Below are 26,278 nucleotides of genomic sequence, written 5' to 3' on the forward strand. Positions count from 1 at the left end.
CTCCGCTCCGCGCATCCCGCGCATAATGCCTCCATGTCCCCCTCTCCTGCTCACCAGATGGTTTCAACAACCTTCGACCTCCCTGGCTACCGCGTTGTGCGCACGCTGGGAGTAGTGCGCGGCATCGTTGTGCGCTCCCGTTCCATCTTCGGAACCATCGGCGCCGGCTTTCAAACGCTCATCGGCGGCAATATTACGCTGCTGACAAATCTGTGCGAGAAAACGCGCAGCGAGGCATTCGATCTGATGCTGCAACATGCCGGGGAACTCGGTGCCAACGCTGTACTGGGTGCGCGTTACGATGCAACTGAGTTAATGCAGGGCGTCACTGAAGTGCTTGCTTATGGAACTGCGGTCGTCGTCGAGCGCGTCGCATAGGTTCGCTGCTGCGCCCGAACATCTCGGAACTGTCATCCTGAGCCTGATGTTGGGCGAAGGATCTCCCGCGATGTATCAGTTGTGAATGCTACATCATGGCTCTTCGGCCGAGGATTTGGTTTTCGTAGCCTGGAACTTCGACACTCGTCGCCAGAGAGCCAGGCAAGTCCATTTCAGAATGACACATTGCGGGAGATCTTTCGGCCAATGGAGGGCCTCAGGATGACAGGCATGGGTATTGCGGGGATCAGGATCCCAGCTGTCTCCGTGTACTCCGTGCCTCCGTGGTGAAATCCCCCTGTTGTATTCTGCTTTGCAGTGAGCTTTGAACTCTTCATCGCGGCGCGATATCTCAGGGCCAAGCGCCGCCAGGCCGTGATCGGAGTGGTCACGGCGATCTCGATTGTCGGTGTTGCCGCCGGTGTTGCATCGCTCATCATCGCGCTCGCCATCACCAACGGATTTCGTCAGGATCTGCAGAGCCGGCTTCTTGGATCCACCGCGCACGTGAGTATTGAACGCGCGCGGGGCGACGGCATTCGCGACTGGCGTGCTCTGCTCAAGAAGGTTCAGAACCAATCACATATCGTTGCTGCTTCCCCAGCGTTGTACGAGAAAGTGCTGGTTTCACGAGGGGCGCGGGCGAATGGACTCTTGCTGAAGGGCGTCATACCGCAGTATGAGTCGCGGGTTAGCGAATTTTTGAGCGACGTGAAGATTGGTTCGGCGGATCCGTTGAAGGCGAGCGACGCTTTTATCAGGGGTGCCTCGCAAGCTGGTGGGGAGTCGCAAGCGGACGCCCAGCCGGGGTCGGGGTCCCCAGCAGGCGCCGCTTCTGCGAGTACTGGGCAGGAGGCGTCGGCCGGATCTACGGGAAGTGGATCCACTAAAGCTGGAAATACACAAGCGGGATCAACGGAAGCTCCCGTAGCCGGTTATCCACCCATTGTGCTCGGGGAGGATCTCGGTGACGACCTTGGCGCGACCTTGGGATCAGTGGTGCTCGTAACCAGCCCGCAGGGCGAGTTGACCCCTTATGGGCTTGTGCCTAAGTACAAGCGCTTCAAAGTGGTCGGGTTCTTTAAGTCGGGTTTTTTTGACTACGACAGCGCCTGGGGGCTGATTCGCCTGCAAGACGCGCAGGCTCTGTTCGGGTTGGGTGACATAGCGTCGGTCATTGAAACCAAAATTGATGACATCTACAAAGCTCCAGAAATCGGACTTCAATTAGAGAATGCTGTCGGACCTGGCTTCATGACGACCAACTGGCAAGAGCAGAATCGGCCATTGTTCCGCGCATTGCGGCTTGAAGGAGTGGTCACCTTCATCACCATTAGTTTGATCGTCTTCGTAGCAGCCTTGAACATCCTGATTTCGCTCACGATGATGGTGATGGAAAAGACGAAGGATATCGCCGTGCTGATGTCTATGGGCACGCGCAAAGTTCAGGTGCGGAAGATATTCATTTATCAGGGGCTTCTGATCGGAGTTGTGGGTACCATCATGGGCCTGGTCGCGGGCTATGTTCTTTCCTGGGCCGGGGGGCACTATCACTGGATCAAGTTGTCTGCGGAAGTCTACTCAATCGATTACGTTCCATTTGCACCCAAGGCGGTGCACGGAGTGCTGGTGGCCGCGACAGCGATATTGGTGTCCCTTCTGGCGACTGTCTACCCCTCCTGGTCGGCAGCCCGGATTCTGCCCGCAGAGGCGTTGCGATATGAGTAAGGCAGCAAGTGCACTTTCTTTCACAGTAACTCCTCCCGACACTTCAGTAACAAACCGAGGGCTTGCAGGCAGTGTTCTAATTGGGGTAGGCAAAGTCTATTTGGAACAGGGCCTGAGGGCGCTTGGGACCGCAAAACACGGGGGTTTGGCGCTTCTGCATTGCTCCTTTGGCGAGGCCACTTGCATCCAATAGACCAAGCAGAGCTTCTACAGGTCCAGAACCTGAAGAAGGAATACCGGTCTGGCGAGAGCCGATTGGTGGTCTTTGAAAATTTGTCCTTCCAAGTGGGGAAGGGAGAAATGCTGGCGATTGTAGGCGAATCGGGCACCGGCAAGAGTTCGTTGCTGCATGTGCTGGGAACTCTTGATAGGCCGTCAGAAGGTGACATATACTTCGCGCAACTTTCGCTGAAGTCGCTTTCCGATGATGCGGCTGCGGAGTTCCGCAACCGCGAACTCGGTTTTGTCTGGCAGTTCCATTACCTGTTGCCGGAGTTCGACGCGCTGGAGAATGTCGCTATGCCGCTGTTGGCGCGGGGCGAGAACCCGAAGCAAGCTCAGGCCCGAGCAGCCGAATGGCTGCGCGAAGTGGGACTCGGGGACAGAATGCATCACCGCTCAGGCGAGCTCTCCGGCGGAGAGCAGCAGCGGGTGGCTTTAGCGCGCGCACTGGTGACCGGTCCGAAGTTGCTCCTGGCCGACGAGCCGACAGGAGATCTGGATACCGGCACCGCCGAGAAAATCTTCGATCTCATTGCGCGACTGCATTTACAGCATCAACTCACCTCGATTATCGTCACTCACAACGTGGAATTTGCGAAGCGCTGCGGGCGCATTCTTCGCCTGCATAGAGGACGCCTCGAGGAGCTTGCTCCATCTCGCTTGACCTGATAAAGATTGCAGTAACGAAGGACAGATGTACTAGTTAGTCTGTGGGTAATCTGAAACGATACTCTCAGGCGTTAATTGAATAGGAGTAAGTTCTTCCCAAAGAGCTGACCGGTTTTCGGGATCGTAGGCGCGGAGGTGGAGAGGTAACGTGGGCCGCTCAGAAGTGAGGGCGGCGGGTTTAGGGACCTTCAAGGGGGAACATGTTTGAACGCTACACAGAAAAGGCGCGGCGAGTAATATTCTTTGCTCGTTATGAGGCCAGCCAGTTCGGCTCACCATATATCGAGACCGAACACCTGTTGTTGGGCTTGCTGCGCGAAGATAAGGCATTAACCAATCGCTTTTTGCGTTCACATGCCTCTGTTGAATCTATCCGTAAACAAATCGAAGGACATACCACGATCCGCGAGAAGGTATCGACCTCCGTCGACCTTCCGTTAAGCAACGAGTGCAAGCGCGTGCTTGCCTACGCCGCTGAAGAAGCCGAGCGGCTTTCCCACAAACATATTGGAACTGAACATTTACTGCTCGGCCTGCTGCGCGAAGAGAAGTGCTTTGCCGCCGAGATTCTGCATGAGCGTGGACTGCGCCTGAGCGCCATCCGCGAAGAACTTGCCCGTAGCACCCAGGAGAAAGCCCAGCCACAACGCTCGCGTGAGTCGTCGTTGCTGAGCGAATTTTCCCGCGACCTCACGCAAGCGGCGATGGATAACCAGCTTGATCCGCTGGTTGGGCGCGAGGGTGAATTGGAGCGCGTAGTCCAAATCCTCTGCCGGCGCACCAAGAACAATCCGGTGCTGATCGGCGAACCCGGTGTTGGCAAAACTGCGATCGTCGAAGGGTTAGCTCAGCGCATCGCTGACGGCGATGTGCCCTCGTTCCTGGCTGAGAAGCGCATTTTGGCACTTGATCTCTCATTGATCGTCGCCGGTACGAAATATCGCGGACAGTTTGAAGAGCGTCTGAAGACCATCATGAAAGAACTGATGGAAAACCAGAACGCCATCATCTTCATTGACGAATTGCACACTTTGGTTGGTGCAGGATCGGCCGAAGGTTCGCTGGATGCCGCTAACATCCTGAAGCCCGCGCTGTCGCGCGGCGAGATTCAGTGCATCGGTGCGACTACGCCTGGTGAGTATCGCAAGTCGATCGAGAAAGATCGCTCCCTTGAGCGCCGCTTCCAATCCGTCAAGGTTCCGCCGCCAAACGAGTCCGATGCCGTGAAGATCATCAACGGCATTAAGGAGCGCTACGAGAAATTCCACGCGGTTACATACACCGAAGAAGCGATTGAATTCTCGGTATCGCATTCGAACCGGTACATTCCTGATCGCTTCCTACCCGACAAGGCCATCGATCTCATCGATGAAGCAGGCGCGCGTGTAAAGTTGCGCCAGACTTCGCTGCCCGACGAAATCACAGATGTGCAGAAGCGGATCAAGTTCATCGTGCACCGCATGGAAAACGCGATCGCGAGCCACGAATTCGAGAAGGCCCGCTTCTACTCCGATGAAGAACGTAAGGAGCGCGAGAATCTGCGCGGGCTGCGCGAGAAGTATCACCTCGATGAATCATCCACGGGCGTAGTTACGCGGGAAGACATCGAAGATGTCGTTTCCCGCTGGACGGGCGTGCCCATCACCTCGATCAAGGAAGAAGAGACGCAGAAGCTCCTACGCATCGAGGAGGAGCTGCACCGTCGCGTCATCTCGCAGGAGAAGGCAATTTCAGCACTCGCTCGTGCCATTCGCCGGTCGCGCGCTGGACTGAAGAGCCCACATCGTCCGATCGGATCGTTCTTGTTCCTTGGTCCTACTGGCGTCGGCAAAACCGAAGTTGCGCGTACGTTGGCACAGTTCCTTTTTGGGAGCGAGAAGTCGCTGATCCGCTTCGACATGTCGGAGTTCATGGAGAAGCACTCGGTCTCGAAGCTGATCGGATCGCCTCCGGGATATGTTGGCTACGAAGAGGGCGGACAGCTCACAGAACGTGTGAAGCGCGCTCCTTACTCGGTGGTTCTGCTCGATGAAATCGAGAAGGCGCATCCGGATGTGTTCAACATCCTTCTGCAAGTCTTTGAAGACGGGCAGCTTTCTGATGGTCTCGGCAACACAGTCGATTTTAAGAACACGATTGTCGTGATGACCTCGAACATCGGCGCGCGTCACCTGATGAAGCGCTCCGGCTTGGGCTTCCAGTCGGACAAGGAAGACATGGTGTCGACGAAGGTCGAAGAGCTGGTGAAGAACGAAGTGAAAAGGACGTTCAACCCAGAGTTCTTGAACCGAATTGACGAAGTCATCCTGTTCAATGCCCTGGTGGACACCGATTTGATCCAGATCGTCGAACTGATGGTCCAGCAGCTCAACGCCAATCTGGCGCAGAAGGCGATCACGATTTCGGTGACGGACGAGGCCAAGAAGTGGGTGCTCGACAAGACGCTCGGCGATCGCAGCTACGGCGCTCGACCCCTGCGTCGTGCCCTGCAGAAGTACATCGAGGATCCGCTTTCAGAGGCGATGATACAGGGCACCATCAACACGCGCCCTGCATTCATCGAGGTTTTCCTCGAAGGCGACAAGCTCTTCTATCGCCCAGTCGGGGAAGAGAAGCATGAAGGCGTGTTGCTCTACAGCAACGGCTAAACGTTCAACCAATTCAAAATGAAAACGGCTGCCGAAAGGCAGCCGTCTCGTTTTTGCCCGAAAAGTCGCGGTGGCACTTACTTGTTTGTCTTTTCCTTGAGTGCAGCAGGTTGTACTTCCTGCTTCTTGTTTTTCTTCTTGGCTACGACGGGCGCTTGTTCAGTCTCCTGCACCGTCCAGAAGCTCGGATTTGCCGCGACCATGCTCGGCGCTGGATGACTCAGCTCCGGCTTCACGCGGTAGATAACGCTTTCCGAAAGAATTCCGTTCTCATGCGCCCATGATATTTGCTGCTGCCGCAGGTTGCTTGCTACCGCAGCCTCGTAAGCTTTCGAGTTATCGGTGTCGAGATCGGCTAAAGACTTTAAGTCTCGAACCACGACGAAGGTTGGAGTGGGCATGCCGTACTCGACTTCATACGTCAGCCAATGATCGTCGTAATTTGCAGCTTTGAGTTGCGCCATGATGTCCTTTCGAAGGGACGTGAATTGTGGGCCGCTGCCCGGCTTGTTTCGGCGGTAGCCTACATACCAGAACTTGGCGTTTGCTGCGTCGAACTTATCAGCGTTATAGGACAAGTCGTCTCGAAGCTTCGCGATAATGGATCTGCCTGACTCTTGCGATTCCGCGACGGTCTGATTGAAGTCGGCGCTCATGAACAGCGAGCCTGCGGCTTTACCAAACGCAGCATCTGCCTTCTCGATATCAGCGTAGTTGTTAGCGAACTGGAAATAGGTTTCCTCGTTGTCGGCGCCGGTAAAAGCGGTGGCGGTGATCCAATTGAGATTGGGATCGCTCTTGTGCACTACTTGGCGCACTTGTTTGTCGAGCCCTTGGTATTGCCCCATCCTTCCTTCTTTGATGGTTTCCCGGGAGATGACCAGGAGTTTGGGTGCGCTTGTCGCCTGTGCCCATGCGAGCGTGGCCAGGAACATCATTGCGAAGGCGATAGAGATCGCTTTCTTCATCGAAGTGCTCCTTTGTGATTCTTAGATTTTTGGGGGCCTGCGCAGAACGCGCGATCGGAGATTTCGAGCCGGAATCTACACCCACGCCGAAACCACTGTCAATTCCGTCCCTTGATCAGGATTTTTTAAAGGGGACGAGCGCTCTCAACAGGAAGAGCTGCCAATTCAGGGTTACCAAAGTGCTTCGGCGCAAGTTAGATTGGCATCCGTTGATGTACGGTACACACTAATACTTTATAGGGACCGAAATATCTGAGAGGCGCAACTGCCTGCAGCTTTTAGCGAGTTACGGCAGTCTAAACTTTAGATGAAGATCAGCACCATCTCCATCTGGCGACGAGCTGCACTAGCGTTGGCAGCAACGAGCTTGATATTCGCCGCCGGAGTGCTGGCTGGTTCCCGCTTCCTTACTCCGGGGGGAACCCCCGCCGCGACTAGTGACCTGCTAGGGCGTGTCAACGAGCTTGACGCGGAGTTGAACCAACTTCGCAACTCTGAGAAGCAGCCTTCCGAGATCATTTCCAGTGCCCGCAACTCTGTTTGCTTCATTGTGAGCAGCTACAGGCTCACGTCATCCGACGAAACGCCATCAGTGAGCTTGCGTTACCGTCTTTTTGCAACGGGATTCCTCACGAATGATGGCATTGTGGTTTCAAACCGCCATGTCATGGAGCCTTGGTTTGGCGATGCGAAAGCACAGCGGCTCATCTTTCAGGGATTTCTTCCACTTCGCGAACGAGTGCTTGCATATTTTCCAACGCTCTCCACTCCCGTCGAGCTTTCAGATTTTCTCAGTGCAAGCGACTCTGACGTGGCTATCGCACACGTGCATCTTCCTTCAGGCGCGTCCGTTTCGCCGCTGAACCTCGCGCGTGTGACCAGTGCTCCCGGAGATCCGGTATTGGTCATTGGATACCCGCTGGGTGTTACGACCATGCTGGCGAAATCGACGGCGCTACCCTATGAACTTTCGGGACTGCGAGATGAACAACAGGTCGATCGGCTGGCACAGATCAACCTGATTCGCCCCTCGGCCACTCAAGGGCACCTCTCCGATGTGATCGGCACGTCGCTTATGTACGATGCCACTACAGCACACGGCAGTAGCGGTGGACCTGTTTTGAATATGCAAGGGGAAGTAGTCGGCGTGAACGCCGCACTGATCAACGGATTCAACGGGACATCCCTGGGCGTCTCTGTAGACGCCCTCCACGATCTGCTACGTAAACTTGAACAGCGCCGTCAGGTGCTTCACGCGCATTCCAGACAATAGAGCTAGACTGCGACTCGCTCTTCTTCGCTTCCCACAAGCTCGGGTTTGCGACCTCGGCCTCCTCTCTCCTGCAGGGTTCTGAGTGCTACATACAGGATCGGAATGAAGAGCAGATTTAGCGTAGTTGCCGCGAGCATTCCACCGAACACCGTCGTGCCCACAGATTGACGCCCATTTTTACCCGCGCCGGTCGCAAGTACCAGTGGCATCACGCCCAGGATGAAGGCGAAAGAGGTCATCAGGATCGGACGTAGACGAATGCGGGCAGCTTCGATAGCGGCTTCAGTGATGGATAGTCCACGCTGTCGCAGTTGCTCAGCGAACTCCACAATCAGGATGGCGTTCTTGCTGGAAAGTCCAATCAGCATCACGAGTCCGACCTGACAGTAGATGTCGTTGATCAGTCCTCGCAGCGATTGCGCCAGTACGGCGCCGAGGATCGCCATTGGCACCGCGAGGATGACGATGAAGGGCAGCGACCAACTTTCATACTGAGCCGCAAGAGTCAGATAGACGACCAGCAGACCCAGAGCAAACAGCATTACGACTTGGCTGCCCGATTCGATCTCCTCGAGCGAGAGCCCGGTCCAGGCAAAGCTGTAGCCTTGTGGCAGGAGCTTCTTCGACAGCTCTTCCATCTTCTGAATGGCTTGCCCTGAACTCTGCCCTGGGGCCGCCGATCCGTCGATTTCAACCGAGCGGAACAGGTTGTAATGGCTGATCACCGGCGGGGTGATCGTCTGTTCGATCTTAACGATGTCAGCAAGGGGAATCATGCCCCCACGATCAGAGCGCACGTAGAACTGCCGCATGTTCTCTGGAGACATGCGCCACTTGGTGTCCGCCTGCGCGTACACCCGATACGCGCGATTGTTGAAGTCGAAATCATTCACGTACACCGATGCCATGTAAACCTGCAGGGTATTCGTGATCTGCGTTAGCGAAACTCCCAGGCTCTTAGCCTTCTCGCGGTCGATGCTCACGAGGAACTGAGGATCGGTTGCGCTATAGCTGGTGAAGAGTCCGGCAAGGCCGCTCTTCGGATCGCGGCCGGCACCGATAAGCTTGTATGCAACTTGACCAAGCTGTTCCGGTGTGTGTCCGCCTGCATCCTGCAGGATGTATTGGAAGCCGCCGAAATTTCCGAGGCCATTAACCGATGGTGGTGCGAACGGCACGACTATAGCTCCGGAGATGCCGAACAGCGGCCCGCGCAAACGAGCGATGACGGTGTCAGCAGAATGCTGTTCGCCCTTGCGCTCTGCCAATGGCGCGAACGTTCCGAATACCATGCCGCGATTCGATGAAGAACCCGTGAAGCTGAATCCAGAGACGGCGAAGGTGCCGATGATCTCCTTCTGCTTCATCATCTCGACTTCTACCTGCTTGGCGATGTTTTCCGTGTATTCGACCGAAGCTCCCGGCGGACACTGGATTAGAACCATGAACCAGCCCTGATCTTCCTGCGGAACAAAGCCGCGGGGCACGCGCTGGTAATACCAGTAGGTAAATCCCAGACCAGCGAGGAAGACGAGTACCACAATCCATCTCACCGGAACTAGGCGCTTCAAGGTATCGCGATATGCGTTTGTCGCCTTGTGTACACCGCGATTGAAGAGACCGAAGAGTCCGCGATTCGATTCGCCGGTGTTACGGCCGAGCATCAATGCCGAGAGCGCAGGAGTAAGTGTCAAGGCATTGAAGGCGGAAATAGCCACAGAAAACGCGATCGTCAGCGCGAATTGGCGGAACATAATGCCAGTGGTTCCGGGGAAGAATGCGACAGGTACGAACACAGAGACGAGTACAAGGGACGTCGCCACGACTGCGCCCGCTACCTCGCTCATAGCTACCGAAGCAGCATTGTGGGCTTCGGTGATTCCCTCGGAGATATGCCGCTGAACGTTCTCGATGACGACGATTGCGTCATCTACCACAAGGCCAGTAGCGAGCGTGATGCCGAATAGCGTGAGTGTGTTGATCGAGAAGCCCAGCGCCTTGACGAAGATGAAAGTTCCCACCAGCGAGACGGGAATCGTGACCGAGGGGATGACGGTTGAGCGCCAATCTTGGAGGAACAGGAAGATAACGATGATCACCAACGCGATTGCTTCGAGCAGGGTAGTGACAACGTCTCTGATCGAGTCCGATACAACGTTGGTCGTATCGAAGGCGACGTTGTACTTCAGTCCTGGTGGAAAACTCTTCGAGAGTCGCTCAAGTTCCGCGAGCGCCTGCCGATCTACTTCGAGAGCGTTCGCATTTGAGAGCTGTGTGACTCCGACGCCGACGGCCGGATATCCATTGAACCGCAAGCCGGAACCGTAGTTCTCGGCTCCAAGTTCGGCACGACCAACGTCTTTCAATCGGACAATGGTTCCATCGTTCGCCGTCTTGAGGATGATGTTCTCAAATTCGGATGGTTCCGTAAGACGTCCGACAGCGCGGACGCTGATTTCAAACTGCTGATTCGTTGGTGCCGGTGCTTGTCCAACGGCTCCGGCTGCTACCTGAACGTTCTGCTCCTGAAGTGCATTGACCACGTCGCTCGCTGTTAACTGACGAGTAGCCATCCGCACTGGATCGAGCCAAATGCGCATGGCGTACTTGCGCTCGCCGAAGATAAAGACGTCGCCGACTCCCTTAATGCGCTTCAGAGCATCTCGAACGTATATGTCGAGATAGTTACTGATGAAAAGGCTGTCGTAGCGATTGTTCTCGGCGTAAAAGCCCGCGCCAAAGACGAAATTGTTGGTCGCTTTCACGACACTTACGCCGGTGGTCTTTACTTCATTCGGCATGCGCCCAAGCGCTTGATTGACGCGGTTCTGCACGTCCACGGCCGCGATATCGACGTCACGATTCAAGTCGAACACAACGCTGATGCCACTGCTGCCGTCGTTGCCGCTGGTCGAGGTCATGTACTTCATGCCTTCGACGCCATTGATCTGCTGCTCTAGAGGAGTTGTCACCGACGTCTCAACTACCTGCGCGCTCGCACCGTTATAGAAAGCACCGACTTGCACCGTAGGAGGCGCCAGGTTAGGGAACTGCGAGATCGGGAGCGTTGGAATCGAGACAGCTCCGCCGAGAATGATGAGCAGAGCGCAGACGGTTGCGAATATCGGCCGCTTGATGAAGAAATCGACGAACATAGAATCGCCTAACTTCCCTGGGTTTGTGCATTTACCGGCATGCCATCTGCCAGCATCTGCGTATCCGAGACGATGACCTTGTCCCCGGGTTTTAGGCCATCCGTCACAACATAGTTGTTGCCATTCATCGGGCCCACTTTGATCTGCCTCTGATGAGCAACGCTCTTTCCGCCGCTGTCTTCCGCGACGTACACGAAGAACTGTCCCCCGATGCGCGAAGTAGCTAAAACGGGAATTTCAATTCCCGGATGCGTTCCCCATTGCACCCGCGCGTGCACTACCTGTGCAGTGCGCAGCAAGCCCTTGTCGTTGGGCACCGTCGCCTTTGCCAGGATAGTCTGGGTTTGGTTGTCCACCTGAGGAGAGATGAACGTTATCTTTCCTTGAGCGACCTTGTTGCCGTCCGCATCGAGAATCTGAACCTCTTTTCCCAACTTGAGATCGGCAGCGCGCTCGACCGGCACCTGAACATAGGCTTCAAGATTTCCCGGCTTGTCGACGGTAGTCAGCATCGTGGAGGTTGTAACCCGATCCCCGACGCGCACCGGAATATCACCGACAATGCCGGACATCGGCGCGACTACCTTGTAATAGTGGAGCTGGGTTTCCTGCTCGTTGACTCCCGCCTGCAAAGCCGCGAGCTGCGCCTTAGCGGCGTCGAGGTTGGCTCGCGATTGGTCGAGCTCCTGCTTGCTGGTCACGCCGGCAGCGGCAAGCTGGGAGTTACGGTCATACTGTTGCTGCGCCCACTTCAGGTTTGCTTCCTGCGCCGCAGTACTCGCTTTTTGATTAAGGACGGTGGCCTCCTGTTTCAGCGGATCAATCTGAATGAGCGGAGCGCCAGAGTTGACTCGATCACCAGAGCGCACAAAGATCCGGGTAATCACGCCTTCCACCTGCGGACTTATGTTCGCCGAGTCGCGCGATTTGAGCGTTGAGACGTACTCCGACCAATCCGTGACTGGCTGAGGAGTTACCTGCACAACTTTCACCGCCATTGCCGGCGGAGGCCCTTGCGGACCCTGGGACTTTCCGCCGCAACCAATCAGTATGGACAGTGCAGCTGCTCCTGCTAAAAGCAATGGGATTTTCATGACACACGAAGGAATTCCAGAAGCTGCCTTGAGAGCGGCAACGAGGAAACAACGGCTTGGATTCAATTCACGCATAGCCCCCAACATATCTGCAGGATCAAAGAGCGCGTTCTCCTGCAATGACAACCAATTAAGAGTGCGTTCAGACTTGGCTAGTGTCGGTGGACAAAAGCCAAGACTTTTCGGGCTTTCGGGGGAACCTTAAATGCTAAATGTCGCAAGCAAGCGCTGTCGAGCGGTTTCCCGACCTGGGCGTTTCCAGCATATTGACGTGTTCCGGGTACGGAAGTCGACAGTTCCGGAAAGATTTTACAAATGTCTGCCCAGTCGGGCTGGAGCTGTCTGTCGTGCATCCTTGTTGGTCGCGAATTGGTTGCCGAGTTGTCCATACGGTGGTCGAATGGTCAGTGAGCAAGAAATGGGGGATACTCCTTGCAATGCAGAACTTTGCAGTGAAGGAGCATCCTACTAAGTTTGCAAATTGAGGAACTTGGATGCCGCGTGAGCAAGAGACCACGGCCCTAAAGCCAGAGCCCACCCTAACGCGACCTACCCAGACCGTTGTTGGCGATCCCTTCTGGTACAAGGACGCGATCATCTATGAGGTGCACGTCCGCTCCTTCTATGACTCAGTCGACGACGGAATGGGTGACTTTCCTGGTCTGACGCAAAAGCTGGATTACATTCAAGATCTGGGCGTAACGGCGATCTGGATTCTCCCGTTTTGTCCGTCGCCGTGGAAGGACGACGGATATGACATTGCCGACTACACGAGCGTTCATCCGTCGTACGGCACGTTGCGCGAGTTCGAGACGTTCCTTCGCCAGGCACATCGCCGCGGCTTGCGCGTAATCACGGAGCTGGTTCTCAATCACAGCTCCGATCAGCATGTGTGGTTCCAGCGTTCGCGGCGGGCGAAGCCGGGATCGCATTGGCGAAACTTCTACGTGTGGAGCGATTCGCCAGAAAAATACAAAGAGGCTCGGATTATCTTCAAAGATTTCGAGCCATCGAACTGGACCTACGATCCGATAGCGAAGGCATATTACTGGCATCGCTTTTTCGCGCACCAACCTGACCTGAACTACGACTATCCGCCGGTGCGGAAGGCCATGCTCCAGGCGATGGACTTCTGGCTGGACCTGGGAGTCGATGGGCTGCGACTCGACGCCGTGCCCTATTTGTTCGAGCGTGAAGGCACCAACTGTGAGAACCTGCCGGAGACGCACGAGTACCTGAAAGAACTGCGGCAGCATATCGAGTCGAAGTACCAGGACCGGATGATCCTTGCCGAAGCCAACCAATGGCCGGAAGACGCCATTGCCTATTTTGGGAAAGGCGACGAGTGTCAGATGGCCTTCCACTTTCCCCTGATGCCGCGCCTCTTCATGGCAGTGCGCATGGAGGACCGATATCCCATCGTCGACATCCTCCAACTCACGCCCCAGATACCCGAGAACTGCCAGTGGGCGCTGTTCTTGCGCAACCACGACGAACTCACGCTGGAGATGGTTACCGACGAAGAGCGCGATTACATGTATCGCATGTACGCCGAGGACCGTCCCATGCGGATCAATCTCGGCATCCGTCGCCGCCTGGCGCCGCTGCTCGGAAACGATCGCCGCAAGATCGAATTAATGAACGCGCTGCTACTCTCCTTGCCGGGAACGCCAGTCATCTATTACGGCGACGAGATCGGCATGGGCGACAACTTCTATCTCGGCGATCGCAATGGAGTGCGCACGCCCATGCAGTGGACTGCTGATCGTAACGCAGGATTCTCGCGCGCCAATCCGCAGAAGCTCTATCTGCCGGTAATCATCGATCCCGAGTATCGGTACGAGGCGCTGAATGTTGAGGCTCAGCAGAACAACAGCAGCTCGCTGCTGTGGTGGATGAAGCGCATTCTGGCGCAGCGCAAACGCTCCAAGGCTTTTGGCCGTGGCACCTTCGAATTTCTAACACCCGAGAACCGTCGGGTCCTCGCTTTCTTTCGAGCTTATGAAAATGAGCGCATTCTTGTGGTCGCGAATCTCTCCAGGTTCATCCAGCCGGTAGAACTCGACTTGCGAAGTTACTCCGGTTCCAAATTGGTCGAGATGTTCGGAGGTAATGAGTTTCCCCCGATAACAGAGCGACCGTACCTGCTCACACTTGGTCCCCATGCCTTCTACTGGTTCACACTCGAACCAGGAGAGGCCGCCACCGAAAGCACAGGATCGCGATCCGGCGAGCAACGCGAACGTCCGATTCACCTGACTTCATGGGAAGACGTTTACACCGACTCTGTGCAGGCAGCCCTTGCGCGCCTGTTGCCGTCGTTCCTCCGCTCCCGGCCATGGTTCCTGAGCCGCAACCGTCGGATCCGCGCTTTGGATTTAGCCGACCTAGTGCACTTGCCTGAAACCAGCGCGTATCTCCTGTTAGTGCGTGTGGAATTTGACGAAGGCGAGCCAGAGATTTACCAGTTGCCGCTCTCAGTGGCGCGAGGTGCGGAAGTGGATCAGGTTGTCGCCAACCTGCCGGAGTTTATTCTTGCCCACCTCGAATCGAGCGATGGAACCAAAGGCCTCCTATACAGTGGCTTCCGCGACCGTCTGTTCCCCGACGCTCTGTTGGGCACGATCTCACGCCGGCGGCGGGTTCGCGGACTGCGCGGGGAACTCACCGGGTCGCACACGAAAATGTTCCGCCGGATTCTTGGAAGCGATCGTCCTAATTTGGGAGCCTTTGTGCCCCGCCCTGCGCCACAGAATAATACTGGGATCTACTTTGGCGATCGCTTCATGATGAAGGTCTACCGCCGTTTGGAAGCGGGTCCGAATCCGGAGCAGGAGATTCTGGAGTGGCTCACGGCCGAGGGTTTTGCCAATTCCCCAGCTCTGGCGGGACATATCGAATATCGCAACAGCGCAGGCGATCCGGTGACGACTGCAATCCTGGAATCGTATGTCACACACCAGGCCAATGGATGGGACTATACGCTCGATAATCTCGGACTCTTTCTAGAGCGCGCACTGACTGTACAGGACGACCCACGTCTCGCCCAGGTGAAACAGGGGCGCCCTCTGGAACTTGAAGGCGAGCAACCTCCCCAGATCGTGTTAGAGCTTGTGGGATCGTTTCACGACTCAGCTTGTCTTCTCGGACAGCGGACCGGCGAGCTGCATCTAGCGCTGGCGCGCAATCAATATCCTGCCTTCATTCCGGAGCCATTCACCGATTTCTATCGACAAGGCCTCTATCACGGCATGCTTGGTCAGGCTGCGCGATGCTTCAACGGCCTGCGCAGCAGCTTAAGGACATTTGAAGGAGAGGTCCGGGCTGAAGCCGAACAGTTGTTGGCTCGTGAAGAAGAGCTGCGCTCGCTTCTGAAGCCGCTGCGTGACCGCCGCATTCCAACCATGCGAACGCGTATTCACGGAGACTTCCATCTCGGGCAGGTACTCTTTACCGGCAAGGATGTTGTCTTCATCGACTTCGAAGGTGACCCACGACGTTCAATTGGCGAGCGTCGCATCAAGTACTCGCCGCTGCGCGATGTAGCCGGAATGCTTCGTTCTTTTCATTATGCGGCTCACGCCGTGCTGTATGGGAAGGTTCCAGGCATCGTTCCAGCCAAGGAGTCGAGCGCGCAACTGCACAAGTGGGCTGGATTCTGGTATCGCTGGGTTGGAGCGGCTTACCTGCATGGATATTTGCAGGCGGAGGGAGTCTCCTCGTTGTTGATGATCCGCGGTGAGGAACTCCGCATTTTGCTTGACGCTTATCTCCTGGAGCGCGGGATGATCGAAGTGCTCTCCGATCTGCAGAATCGGCCGGAATGGACGAGAATCCCGATTGTGGGCATATTGGAAATCCTTGGATCGGAACCGTGAGCTTCCCCAGATCGAGCGGGATTCTTCTGCACCCCACATCGCTACCTGGACCATTCGGCATCGGTGACTTAGGCCCTGCAGCGTACGAGTTCGCTGATTTCCTCGCCAGCGCCGGCCAGTCAATCTGGCAGATGCTTCCACTCGGCCCTACCGGTTACGGCGATTCGCCGTACCAATGCTTCTCGGCGTTTGCTGGAAACCCTGCGCTGATCAGCCTGGCACAGTTGGTTGATGAGGGTCAGCTTGACTCGCAGGAGCTTGACGACCTTCCGCAATTCTCCGCCGAGCAAGTCGAGTACGAACGTGTAAATCAGTTCAAGCAAACCACGTTAACGAAAGCGTTTGCGGAGTTCCAACGCGGCGCCCCCGAGCACCGCAAGCGGGATTTCACACAATTTATAGAGGCGGAACGCGACTGGCTCGCCGAATACGCGCTCTTCCGCGCATTGAAAGATAAATTCGGCGGCGTGGCATGGCCGAAATGGGATCATGAGTTCGTATCGCGCGAATCAATCGCGCTGGAACGCGCACGCAAGGAACTTTGGTCGCAAATCGCCGAGCAGGAATTCCTTCAGTTCGTCTTCTTTGAGCAGTGGCAATCTTTGAAGGTGTATTGTCATCAGAAGAAGATCCGCATGATGGGCGACTTGCCAATCTACGTCGCGCACGACAGCGCCGATGTGTGGGCCCATCCGGAATACTTCCATCTTGATGATCGTGGAAACGCGACGAAAGTCGCCGGTGTCCCTCCTGACTACTTCAGCGCAACGGGTCAATTATGGGGGAACCCCATCTACCGCTGGGAGCGCGCGGCTGCCGACGGTTATTCCTGGTGGGTCAAGCGCTTCCGCGCTGCGTTTCGCATGTTCGACATGCTGCGAGTCGACCACTTTCGCGGCTTTGAGGCTTACTGGGAAGTCCCCGGTGGCGACAAGACAGCCCAGAATGGGAGGTGGATGAAGGGACCTGGGGCGGAGCTGTTTGCGGTAGTCGAAGCGAAGCTGGGTCACTTGCCGATTCTTGCTGAGAATCTCGGCGTGATCACTCCAGAAGTGGAAGCGATTCGCGAACGCTTCGGGTTTCCTGGAATGGCGATCCTTCAATTTGCTTTTGGGAATGATCCTCAGGGCCCAAGCTTTCGTCCGCACAATTATCCTCGGAACATCGTTGCGTACACCGGCACGCATGACAACAACACAGTCATCGGCTGGTGGACTTCGAAGCCGGGAGAGGGAAGTATCCGTAGCGAAGAAGACATCCGCAAGGAACGCGAATTTACCCGCGCTTATCTAAACCTCGAAGACAGATGTGTGAACTCTGCCGCCGATGGGATCAACTGGGTTTTCATTCGCACCCTCATGGCCTCAGTTGCCGATACCGTCGTTTTCCCGCTGCAAGACGTGCTTGGCGCGGGAAGCGAAGCCCGCGTGAATGTTCCCGGAACCGCGACTGGCAACTGGCGCTGGCGATTTCGTGGCGAACAGCTCACAGTCGATGAGGCCAGCCATTTACGGGAAATGACCACAATATGCGATCGATTACCAGTTTGATGAACGAATCACTGCCGAAAACGCGGCTGTTCAGCCTTTGAATGCGGCAATCAGCGCCGAAGGCGCGTCATTCTTGTAGCCCATGTGCGGCGGAGCCATGGGGTGCTGAGATGGAAAAATATCGTGAGCCCGTAGGGCGGCATTCTCGACCGTGTGTTCGCCTGTATCGCGCAATTCAAAATGAATGCCGCCCTCCGGGCTCGGATCAAATCCGACGGCACATTCCCATGGCTCGGTCGCACAGGGGCTACAAGAATGGCGCGCCTTCGGCGCTCATCGGTGGCGATGCCCGCTACAACGTCGGCGAATCATTCCCAAGCAGAGCCTGCCGCACAATCTTGATCGGCGGAAATCCCTGGCGCATAAATGCGTTGTGGAACTCCTCCAGGCTGAACTGATCGCCTTTCATTTTCTTGTAATCATCGCGCAGCTTCATGATTTGGAGTTTGCCCAGTGTGTATACGAGATACGTGGGATCACTCGTCCCACGCTTAGCTTCCTTTTCTGCGACGGATCGCACTTGATAGCCTTCAGTTACGAAGAACTCCTTGGCTTCATCGAAGGTCATTTGTCCGGTGTGCATTTTGATTCCGACGATAAAGCGGGCATTGCGTAATAGCGCGTCTTGCAGTTGTCCTAGCCTCAGCATCTTTGCTTCGCGGTCGTCGCGCGCTCCGGCACCGGGCTGCCCATATCCCTCATCGAGCATCATCTGCTCGCAGTAATGCGCCCATCCTTCCGCGTTGGTGCCTGAGCCGAGTAGCTTGCGCACTTTGGAGGGAGCATCCTTCATCCAGAGAAATTGGACGTAGTGCCCCGGATAAGTCTCATGAACCGCCGTGCTGATGATCGTTCCGCGATTGAAGCCGCTCATGTAGTCGTCGACCTGCTCCTTCGCCCAATTCGCTTCGGGGAGTGTGACGTTGAAGTAAGCCTCCTTCGCAACTGACTCGTAGGGACCGGGAGTATCCATCGAAGCCGTAGTGAGAGCGCGCTCGAAGGGCGGGGTTTCTTCGAGGGTGGGGAGCACAGGTGAGGGAATGGTGATGATGCGCTTCGTTTCGATGAAGCCGCGCAAGCTGCTGAAAGTAGCACGAAACGCCTGCAGTAGCTCATTCGGAGCGGGATGATCGCTCTCCAGCTCTTCGAGAATCTGCCGTGGAGTCTTGCTTGCGTCGATTTCAGCTGCTACGCGCTTGAACTCTTGCTGATTCTTGTGCAGGTCAGCCGTACCGATTTCAAGTAGACGCTCCAGCGGCGTATCCACCATTTCGTCATACAAAAGCTTCTTGCGGTAGTTGTCGGCACCGATCTTGAAGTCGCCATTTGAATGCGGGAGGACTTCAGTCTTCAGGTACTGCTCATATTTCTTGAGCGCATCAATCAACTGGGAATTTACGTTGTTGAACGCCTGTTTGATTGCGGGATCTTTGCCCTCAGCAAACGCCTCGGGCACATCCTTCTGGAAGAACCCGATGATGCCTGGGATTTGCTCCAGAGCCACTTCGGTATAAATTCGCGGAGGATTCTTTAAGTTTCTGCGCGCCTCATCTAGCATAGCGGGCATCTTCCGCTCGCGTTCGGTCAATGACTTTAGACGTTCGTCAGCTGGAGCATACTTACGGCTCATGATCGTGAACGCGCTCGCAGCGGTCGAGCTGGAGTAAATGTCAGGATTCAATTCCCAGGGGCGAATCTTTTCCAGCGCGAGAAGAGTTCCCATGATGTTTGAGATCAGCAGGTCCCGGTCGGCTCGAGTCTCGGGTGACAGCCTGCCTGGGTCGAGTTGATCGAAAAGAGCGCGGAAGCGATAAAGGGCTCCAACCTCAGCGCCGATGTTTTGCGAGGAAAGATCTTCAAATTGCGCGTCGTACTGATGAAATCCGGCCGCGGTTCCCTGCGTCGGATTGAATTTGAAATAAACCTCGTCGAAGTACTTATCGGCAAGTTTACGGAATGCTGCGTCTCCGGAGGCTTGTGGCGTAGTTCTCGGTGCGGGCTGTTGAGCAAAGACACAGGAAACCACCAGGATCATGAATACGAGAGTCTTCATTGCGTAGGTCCTTGGAAAAGGAACATTGTATGGAAAGACGAAGCTGCGTCTTGGATGATGGGACAAGGACCGATCGCCTGTTCTGTGCCGAAGTCCGATGGCTAGTGCCAGCGTGGGGCGAAGCACTGTGGGCGGTGCCTTACGAAATGTATTCCCTAATGTATTCGTCGGTGCTGGCGGCAATTTCATGTCCACCGCCGTCGAAGATTACCTTGCCATCCCTCAAGATCAGGAATGAAGTGTTGGTATTGATGCCCGAATCTCGTACCGGAACCATCTGGCCTTTTTGTTGATCGTAATAATGTGTTGCCATCGTGAAGCCGTCCTGAAGGCGATGCGTAACCATTAGTGCGGAAGTTTGGTAGACGTCGCGCTGCTTGACGAGCAACTCGACAATCGTAGTAGAAGTGATCGGATCGAGGCCGCCAGTGGGCGAATCGTACAAAATGATCTCTGGCTGAGTAACGATGGCGCGCGCGATGGCAACGCGGCGGCGCATGCCGCCGGACAATTCGGAAGGAAACTTCTGCAAGGTGTGTTCGAGTTCCACGAAGCGGAGAGCTTCCGTAACCCGTTCACGAATCTCGTCAGGTGGTATGTGCTCCTCAATGAGGCGGAACGCAACGTTTTCTTCCACAGTCAACGAGTCAAACAGTGCGCTTTCCTGGAAAACCATTCCAATTCGACGGCGAAGCTCGAACAGCTTGTTCTCCGGCATCGAACTGACTTCATTTTCCAACACGGTAATCGTGCCGGCATCTGGCTTCAAAAGACCCATCGCGAGCTTTAGGATCACGCTCTTTCCGGATCCGGCAACGCCAAAGAGAATTTTCGTTTCGCCACGATGCAGGCGGAACGAGATCCCACGCAGCACGAGGTGCTGGTCAAAGCCCAATTCAACATCCTTGAATTCGAGCACGACTTCGCCGGGAGGGTGAAGGCCGTTGGTGATCGCCGCGGTGGTCATGAGCGAATTGCGGGTTCAGCGAGTCTCAGAAGGGTTGCGGAATTCGCAGCTAGCCAGCGGTTCTTCGTTCCTGGCTGGAAACGATTGAAACTGTCATCCCTCAGGCCGCTCGCGTAGCCGTCAATTGTGCCATCGATGCTGGTGCGGCCTGGGGGATCTGCTGTTCCCTTCATTTGGCCACGCAGCAGAAAAGCAGATCCCCCGCTCCGCACCCATTTCCTTGGAAACGCAGGCAGAGTCGTGGCGGAGCGAGGGATGACAGCGAAAACGAGTGTCTCACCTTCCGAAAATCCCGATCAGCAATTGCGTGAGGAAGAAGTCGACGACCAAGATCAACACTGAGGCTGCAACCATCGCCTGCGTGGTAGAGCGTCCTACTCCCTGTGTTCCACCCTTAGTAGAAAATCCGAAATAGCAGCCGACGGTGGCAATAATGAAGCCGAAGAAGAACGGTTTGAGCAGGCCCTGAAAAACGTCGGGAAACTGCAGAGCCTGATACGTGCTCGTCCAGTACTGTCGTGTGCTGAGCCCCAATCGGCTGACAGCAACAGTGTATCCTCCGAAAAGGCCCATGAAGTCGGAGAGAATCGTCAGAAAAAAGAGCATGATCACGGTTGAAATTACGCGTGGCGTCACGAGCTTCTTTACTGGATCGGTCCCCAGCGCACGCATCGCGTCGATTTGTTCCGTCACCTTCATCGATCCCAATTCACTAGCCATTCCCGTGGCGGCTCGCCCTGCAAGCATCAGGCTTGTGAGCACTGGGCCGATCTCTTTAATCATCGAGAACGACACCAATTGACCGGTAAGAGAGATAGAACCGAATTGCTGCAAAGTAGTTGAAGTTTGCAGCGCGAGCACCGCTCCAATGGAAAGTCCGGTCAGGACAACAATCGGAAGTGAACCCACACCGATGAAGTCCATTTGCATCAGCATGTCGGCAAAGTAGCGTGGGCGGCGAAAGAGATTCGCCACGGCCTCCGCGGCGAGCAGCGAATATTCCTGAACGGAAAGAACCTTCTCTTTGACAATTTCGTCGGGCGAAGTGAGCAGAGTCTGCAGGAATGGCATGTGTTGGGCAGGCTACAGAGGACAGGTTACAGTGAAAACAGAGAATAGGGAACAGTCAACAGAGGACACCTACGATCGTGGAGACGCAGCATGCTGCGTCTCTAGGCCCTAATTCTCCCGTCCGCGCTTGCGTACCTCGATGCTGAGGCGCTTGATCTTCTGGTTCAGCGTTGACAGTGGGATACGGAATCGCTCGGCAGCTTCGGTTTGGTTCCACGAGCATTTTTCGAGCATTCCAATGATCACACGCCGCTCGCACTCTTCCATGATGTCGAAGAGCGATGCGCTGGACGACTCTTCGGCTAGCACCGGAATCGAACTCTCGCCGAGAATTGAATCGGGCAAAAGGTCGACGCTGATGTGGACGCCCGAAGAAAGAACAACCGCGCGTTCAATCACGTTTTCAAGTTCGCGCACATTGCCGGGCCAGGCATAGTTGAGCATGGGGCGCATCGCCTCTGCTGTGAAGTGGCGGGTAGGAAGACCGTTCTCCTCCGAAAAGCGACCCAGGAAGTGATTGACGAGCAGCGGAACGTCTTCCATGCGATTGCGCAGTGGCGGAAGGTTAACGCTAATGACGTTCAGGCGGTAATAGAGATCCTCGCGAAACTTACCTTCTTTCACTAGCTGCTTCAGATCGACATTCGTGGCAGCGATGATGCGGACATCTACCTGGACTTCCTGAACGCCGCCAAGGTGCATGAATCGGCGATCCTGCAGAACACGCAGGATCTTCGCCTGAGTATCAACGCTCATGGTGCCGATTTCGTCCAGGAAAAGCGTGCCTTTGTGAGCAACTTCAAACAGGCCCTTCTTGGAAGCGATCGCGCTGGTAAACGCGCCCTTTACGTGACCGAATAGCGTGGACTCGAGCAGTTCCGTCGGCATGGAGCCGGTATTTACGGGAACAAACGGTCCGTCCTTGCGTGGCGAACTTGCATGAATGGCTTTTGCGATGAGTTCTTTTCCGGTGCCGCTGTCTCCCTGGATGAGAACGGTTGAGCGGCTGGGAGCAACCTGAGCGACCAGGTCGAAGATCTTCAGCATCGGCTCGCTCTTGCCGATGATATTTTCGAAGTTGTAGCGCTGCTTCAGAGCGCGCTTCAGTTGCCGATTCTCTTCCTCCATACGCAAGCGCGAGATGGACGCGCGCACATCGGCAAGCAGCTTCTCGTTGTCCCAGGGCTTCTGGATAAAGTTGGTGGCGCCCGCCTGAATTGCTTTGACTGCATTTTCCACGGTCCCGTAGGCGGTGATCATGATCACCGGCAGACCAGGATCGCGTTGCCGCAACTCATCCAGCACTTCAAGTCCGTTGCGGTCGGGAAGAGCGAAGTCGAGAAGGACAAGATCGCGCGGTGAACCGGCCAGCATTGCGAGCCCTTCTTCAGCGGTTCGAGCGGTTTCTACGCTGTAGCCTTCGATTGCCAGCAGTGTCTCGAGCGACTCGCGGATGGCGGCTTCGTCGTCGATGATCAGGATCGAGCCAGTCGCGGGTTCAACTTGGTGCATGTGTCGTCGCGCCATTACGGCGGATACTGCTGCCTCAGACATTGACTGCCTTTCTCATCATGGGAAATTCGAGCGCAAATGTCGTGCCTTGCCCCGGACGGCTGTCTACCTGAATCTTGCCTGCATGCTCCTGGATGATTCCATAGCTAACGGAAAGTCCCAGTCCGGTGCCGCGACGCTGTCCTTCTCCGGGCTTCACCTTTGTCGTGAAGAAGGGATCGTAGATGCGATTCAAGTGCTCTGGCGCGATGCCCGAGCCCGTATCGGATATTACGACTCGCACTCCATCACCGTTCTCAGTGCTGACCTTTAGCGTGCCGCCGTTGGGCATTGCATCCTTAGCGTTCAGGAAGAGGTTCAGGAAGACCTGCTGCAGCTTGCCGCTGTTGCCCATAATGCCGGGAAGTTCTCGGTACAGGTCGCTGTGGATGTGCACTCTTCCCGTTTTGAACTGGTGCTCGAGCAATGTAAGTGTGTCCTGAATGACGCGGTTCAAATCGACAAGTTGGAACTCGCTGCCGCTCGTGCGCGAGAAGTTGAGCAGACTGTTGACGATCTCCGAGGCGCGGAACGTTTGTTGCGCGATTTTCTCCAGAATCGCGGAACGCTTCTCGTCGCCTTGGAGCTGTTTAGCGAGTAATTGCGAATAAGACGAAATGACGGCAAGGGGCGTGTTGACTTCGTGGGCAACGCCTGCGGCCAGCAGACCGATCGATGACATCTTTTCCGCCTGGCTGAGCTGCGATTCCAGTTCGAGGCGATCGGTGATGTCGTCTACGATGATGATGCGCCCAACCACTTCGAACTGGCGCGTAACCAATGGCGCGATCGCGATATTTGCAACCCGGCTCTCGCCCATTGGCGTGTTGAGTCTGAATTTGTAAAAGTTGTGAATGCCCGGCGACTGGCGAACGCGGTAGTACTCTTCCACGAACGCTGAAGGGAATATCTCACTCAGCGGGCGCCCGAGCGCCTGCGCTCGCGGCTTCGCGTACATCACTTCCATCTGCGAGTTCCACGACTCGACGCGGTCGGCCAGATCCACCGCTAGGACACCGACGCTGATCGATTCAACAATGTTTTCGTTGAATTCTTTCAGTCGCTCGTATGCGGCGATGCGCTGTTGCAGGGAAGCGTAGAGTCGCGCGTTCTGGATGGCGATGCCGATATATGCGGATAACGTCTCGAGGAGTTCCACGTCCTCGCTGGACAGGTAGTCGCTTTCGACGGTCTTGCCCATACCAAGCACGGCAATAGTACGGTTCTGGACGCGACACGGGATGTAGTAGTTCAGCTCCAGCTTCGCAATTGTTGCCTGCGCCGCCGGACTTGCGTTCAGCACGTGATGAGTGTTCTCGAAGAACAGATGTGCTGGCGCTTTCTGGCTCGCGAGTCTGCCGAGAAAATCAAGCTCCAGGTTTTGTGCGGAGGAGATACCGAACGACTTTGCCAGGAAGAACTTCTCTAAGTCTTCCGGCTTTTCACTGGCGAGAAAGACCGCGACGCGATCGACGAGAAGCGTGTGCGAAAGCCGATCAACTACCGCTGAAAGCATGGCCCGCAGATCGGTTTCAGAGTTGAGGTCACGCGCGAACTCCACCAGCGTGCGTCGATAGTCGTAGCGCTTGCGGTAGAAGACGCGGTCAAGGCGCTGTTGGATGACGCGCTTGATTGGGTCAAAGAGAAGCGCGGTAATTACGACTGCAACAATCAATCCCCACTCACCTGCATTCGGCAGGTTCGAGTGCACCTTTTCGGCGACGACTCCGATCACCAGCAGGTTCAGCAAAGTGACGATTGCCGTGGCGAGCGTATACGTCATGCCACGCTTGAAGATCAGGTCAACGTCCATCAAGCGATAGCGGATGATTGCGTATCCAAACGTCAGAGGCAGGAACACCAGCGAGAGGACCGAGACCTTCATTGTGGGGCTCGGGTCTATGCCGCGGAGATAAGGAATCACGTAGAAGATGGTGTAAGGCGCGATTGCGAGGATCGTTCCGCGCGTTACCCACTTCATCTGCTGCCGCAAGAGCGGCGTCTTGCTCTCGCGATATGTATCGACCAGCACGATGGCCGCGAGAACGAAACAAACGGTTGAGTAGACGATGTCGAGCCGGTTCAGGTTCCACAGAAGACGCTCACTGGGCGCAAACTTCATGATCGCCAAAACGTTGACGGCGACTGTGAACGCGCCGGGAACGTACAGCAGAGGTACTAGCCAACTGCGGCGCCGTAACCACTCCTTAGGCTCGGGGAAGGTGAGCGCGAAATGCAAGAACAGTGCCGCCTGCAGCGCGCTCGCGGTGACACTCGACCAGCGAATAATCCAGTCGAATCCGTTTAGCTTGCCTGTGTAATGGAAGGCATAAAGAACGAACGAGGCCAGACAGAAGACGAAGAAGTGAGACGACTTCGGAGCGGACCAACGTCGCAACAGAACATACAGGCCGATTCCGAGGTAAATCAGCGCGATCAAGCGCAGCCCAAGGTTCAGCGACTTGTCGGCGGGCACAAGGATCACGGGAGCTTCAACGCGTACACCGCCGCGAACTACCCCGTATGTCGCCTTCGAGTAAGCTCCTGTTCGAACGAGGCTGCGGACTTGGTCGGCCGCGGAGTGAATGGGTCTTCCATTGATATCGGCAAGCTGATCGCCTGCTTTGAGTCCGGCACGCTCGCCTGGGCCGAGGGGAGTTACTCGTTCGGCGTAGAGTTGGCCTCTACTCTCCAGCCACCACACGCCGTCATCAGGAACAACGTATTCCCGCTCTTTCTGGAAGTTGATAACCCCAAACACGATCACTGCGACAGTGCACAGTGCCAGCACAACGGCTGCGGCTCGCAGTTGGGATTCCCTGGTCATGCGCTCATACCGAGGGCGCGCGTGCCCGTTGGAAGGCTCGCTTGCTTCTCTCTCGGCAATAAGCAACTCAGGTGCCAACGGATGATCCTTCAAGATTTGTCTAAACCTTGGGAAAGTAGGGACTTGCGCCCATTATATTCTGGGAATAGGAACAGCAGTATGCATATTGGGACCCCCCTATGAAAAAACATAGGGGCGCGTAACTTGCGGTTAGGTACTCGGGCGGTGGGGGATGGCAGCACCTGG

The 26,278-nt window shown here is 55.8% G+C and carries 15 protein-coding genes; 7 read left to right on the plus strand and 8 right to left on the minus strand.

The annotated features are described in order from the left end of the window. The first annotated feature begins 33 nt into the window (after nucleotides 1-33). The 4 genes from VNX88_13315 to VNX88_13330 all read left to right on the plus strand — a co-directional run bounded on the left by VNX88_13315 (nucleotide 34) and on the right by VNX88_13330 (nucleotide 5,645). Nucleotides 34-378: a YbjQ family protein gene (locus tag VNX88_13315; protein ID HWY69642.1), complete on the plus strand. Its 345-nt coding sequence runs from the start codon at nucleotides 34-36 to the stop codon at nucleotides 376-378. Between the two features lie 318 nt (nucleotides 379-696). Beyond that, nucleotides 697-2,106, plus strand: coding sequence for an FtsX-like permease family protein (locus VNX88_13320; protein ID HWY69643.1), 1,410 nt, complete (start codon nucleotides 697-699; stop codon nucleotides 2,104-2,106). A 258-nt stretch (nucleotides 2,107-2,364) separates the two neighbouring features. After that, on the plus strand, nucleotides 2,365-2,997 hold the full coding sequence (locus VNX88_13325) for an ABC transporter ATP-binding protein (protein ID HWY69644.1): 633 nt from the start codon (nucleotides 2,365-2,367) through the stop codon (nucleotides 2,995-2,997). 200 nt (nucleotides 2,998-3,197) lie between these two features. Beyond that, nucleotides 3,198-5,645 carry an ATP-dependent Clp protease ATP-binding subunit gene (locus VNX88_13330; GenBank protein ID HWY69645.1) on the plus strand — a complete coding sequence of 816 codons (2,448 nt, stop codon included), beginning with the start codon at nucleotides 3,198-3,200 and terminating at the stop codon, nucleotides 5,643-5,645. A gap of 77 nt (nucleotides 5,646-5,722) precedes the next feature. On the opposite strand, the gene VNX88_13335 is transcribed toward VNX88_13330, so the two are convergent. Beyond that, nucleotides 5,723-6,613 carry a hypothetical protein gene (locus VNX88_13335; protein ID HWY69646.1) on the minus strand — a complete coding sequence of 297 codons (891 nt, stop codon included), beginning with the start codon at nucleotides 6,611-6,613 and terminating at the stop codon, nucleotides 5,723-5,725. A 307-nt stretch (nucleotides 6,614-6,920) separates the two neighbouring features. Here VNX88_13335 and VNX88_13340 point away from each other — a divergent pair, with 307 nt between their 5' ends. Next, a complete protein-coding gene (locus tag VNX88_13340) occupies nucleotides 6,921-7,886 on the plus strand; it encodes a serine protease (protein ID HWY69647.1) in 966 nt (321 codons plus the stop codon). A 2-nt stretch (nucleotides 7,887-7,888) separates the two neighbouring features. Here VNX88_13340 and VNX88_13345 read toward each other — a convergent pair whose 3' ends face one another. Both VNX88_13345 and VNX88_13350 read right to left on the minus strand, forming a co-directional pair. Next, nucleotides 7,889-11,041 carry a multidrug efflux RND transporter permease subunit gene (locus VNX88_13345; protein HWY69648.1) on the minus strand — a complete coding sequence of 1,051 codons (3,153 nt, stop codon included), beginning with the start codon at nucleotides 11,039-11,041 and terminating at the stop codon, nucleotides 7,889-7,891. Between the two features lie 8 nt (nucleotides 11,042-11,049). After that, entirely contained in the window at nucleotides 11,050-12,135 is a 1,086-nt protein-coding gene (locus VNX88_13350; protein HWY69649.1) for an efflux RND transporter periplasmic adaptor subunit, read from the minus strand. A gap of 494 nt (nucleotides 12,136-12,629) precedes the next feature. On the opposite strand from VNX88_13350, the gene treS reads away from it, so the two are divergent. Together treS and malQ are read left to right on the plus strand one after the other, a co-directional pair. Then, nucleotides 12,630-16,013 carry a maltose alpha-D-glucosyltransferase gene (treS, locus tag VNX88_13355; protein ID HWY69650.1) on the plus strand — a complete coding sequence of 1,128 codons (3,384 nt, stop codon included), beginning with the start codon at nucleotides 12,630-12,632 and terminating at the stop codon, nucleotides 16,011-16,013. Beyond that, nucleotides 16,010-17,563, plus strand: a complete 1,554-nt coding sequence (gene malQ / locus VNX88_13360; GenBank protein ID HWY69651.1) for a 4-alpha-glucanotransferase — start codon at nucleotides 16,010-16,012, stop codon at nucleotides 17,561-17,563. The genes treS and malQ overlap by 4 nt, the downstream gene beginning before the upstream one ends. 292 nt (nucleotides 17,564-17,855) lie before the next feature. Here malQ and VNX88_13365 read toward each other — a convergent pair whose 3' ends face one another. From VNX88_13365 to VNX88_13385, 5 genes are all read right to left on the minus strand, one after another. Next, nucleotides 17,856-19,616 carry a DUF885 domain-containing protein gene (locus VNX88_13365; protein ID HWY69652.1) on the minus strand — a complete coding sequence of 587 codons (1,761 nt, stop codon included), beginning with the start codon at nucleotides 19,614-19,616 and terminating at the stop codon, nucleotides 17,856-17,858. Nucleotides 19,617-19,755: 139 nt separating this feature from the next. Then, nucleotides 19,756-20,583 (minus strand): ATP-binding cassette domain-containing protein, encoded by an 828-nt coding sequence (locus VNX88_13370; protein HWY69653.1) that lies wholly within the window; start codon nucleotides 20,581-20,583, stop codon nucleotides 19,756-19,758. A 276-nt stretch (nucleotides 20,584-20,859) separates the two neighbouring features. Further along, entirely contained in the window at nucleotides 20,860-21,654 is a 795-nt protein-coding gene (locus VNX88_13375; protein ID HWY69654.1) for an ABC transporter permease, read from the minus strand. A 108-nt stretch (nucleotides 21,655-21,762) separates the two neighbouring features. Continuing rightward, a complete protein-coding gene (locus tag VNX88_13380) occupies nucleotides 21,763-23,208 on the minus strand; it encodes a sigma-54 dependent transcriptional regulator (protein HWY69655.1) in 1,446 nt (481 codons plus the stop codon). Further along, nucleotides 23,201-26,032 (minus strand): ATP-binding protein, encoded by a 2,832-nt coding sequence (locus VNX88_13385; GenBank protein HWY69656.1) that lies wholly within the window; start codon nucleotides 26,030-26,032, stop codon nucleotides 23,201-23,203. Before VNX88_13385 ends, VNX88_13380 begins: the two co-directional genes overlap by 8 nt. Between the last annotated feature and the right edge of the window lie 246 nt (nucleotides 26,033-26,278).

It is taken from the genome of Terriglobales bacterium (assembly GCA_035567895.1).
Lineage (GTDB): Bacteria > Acidobacteriota > Terriglobia > Terriglobales > Acidobacteriaceae > Gp1-AA112.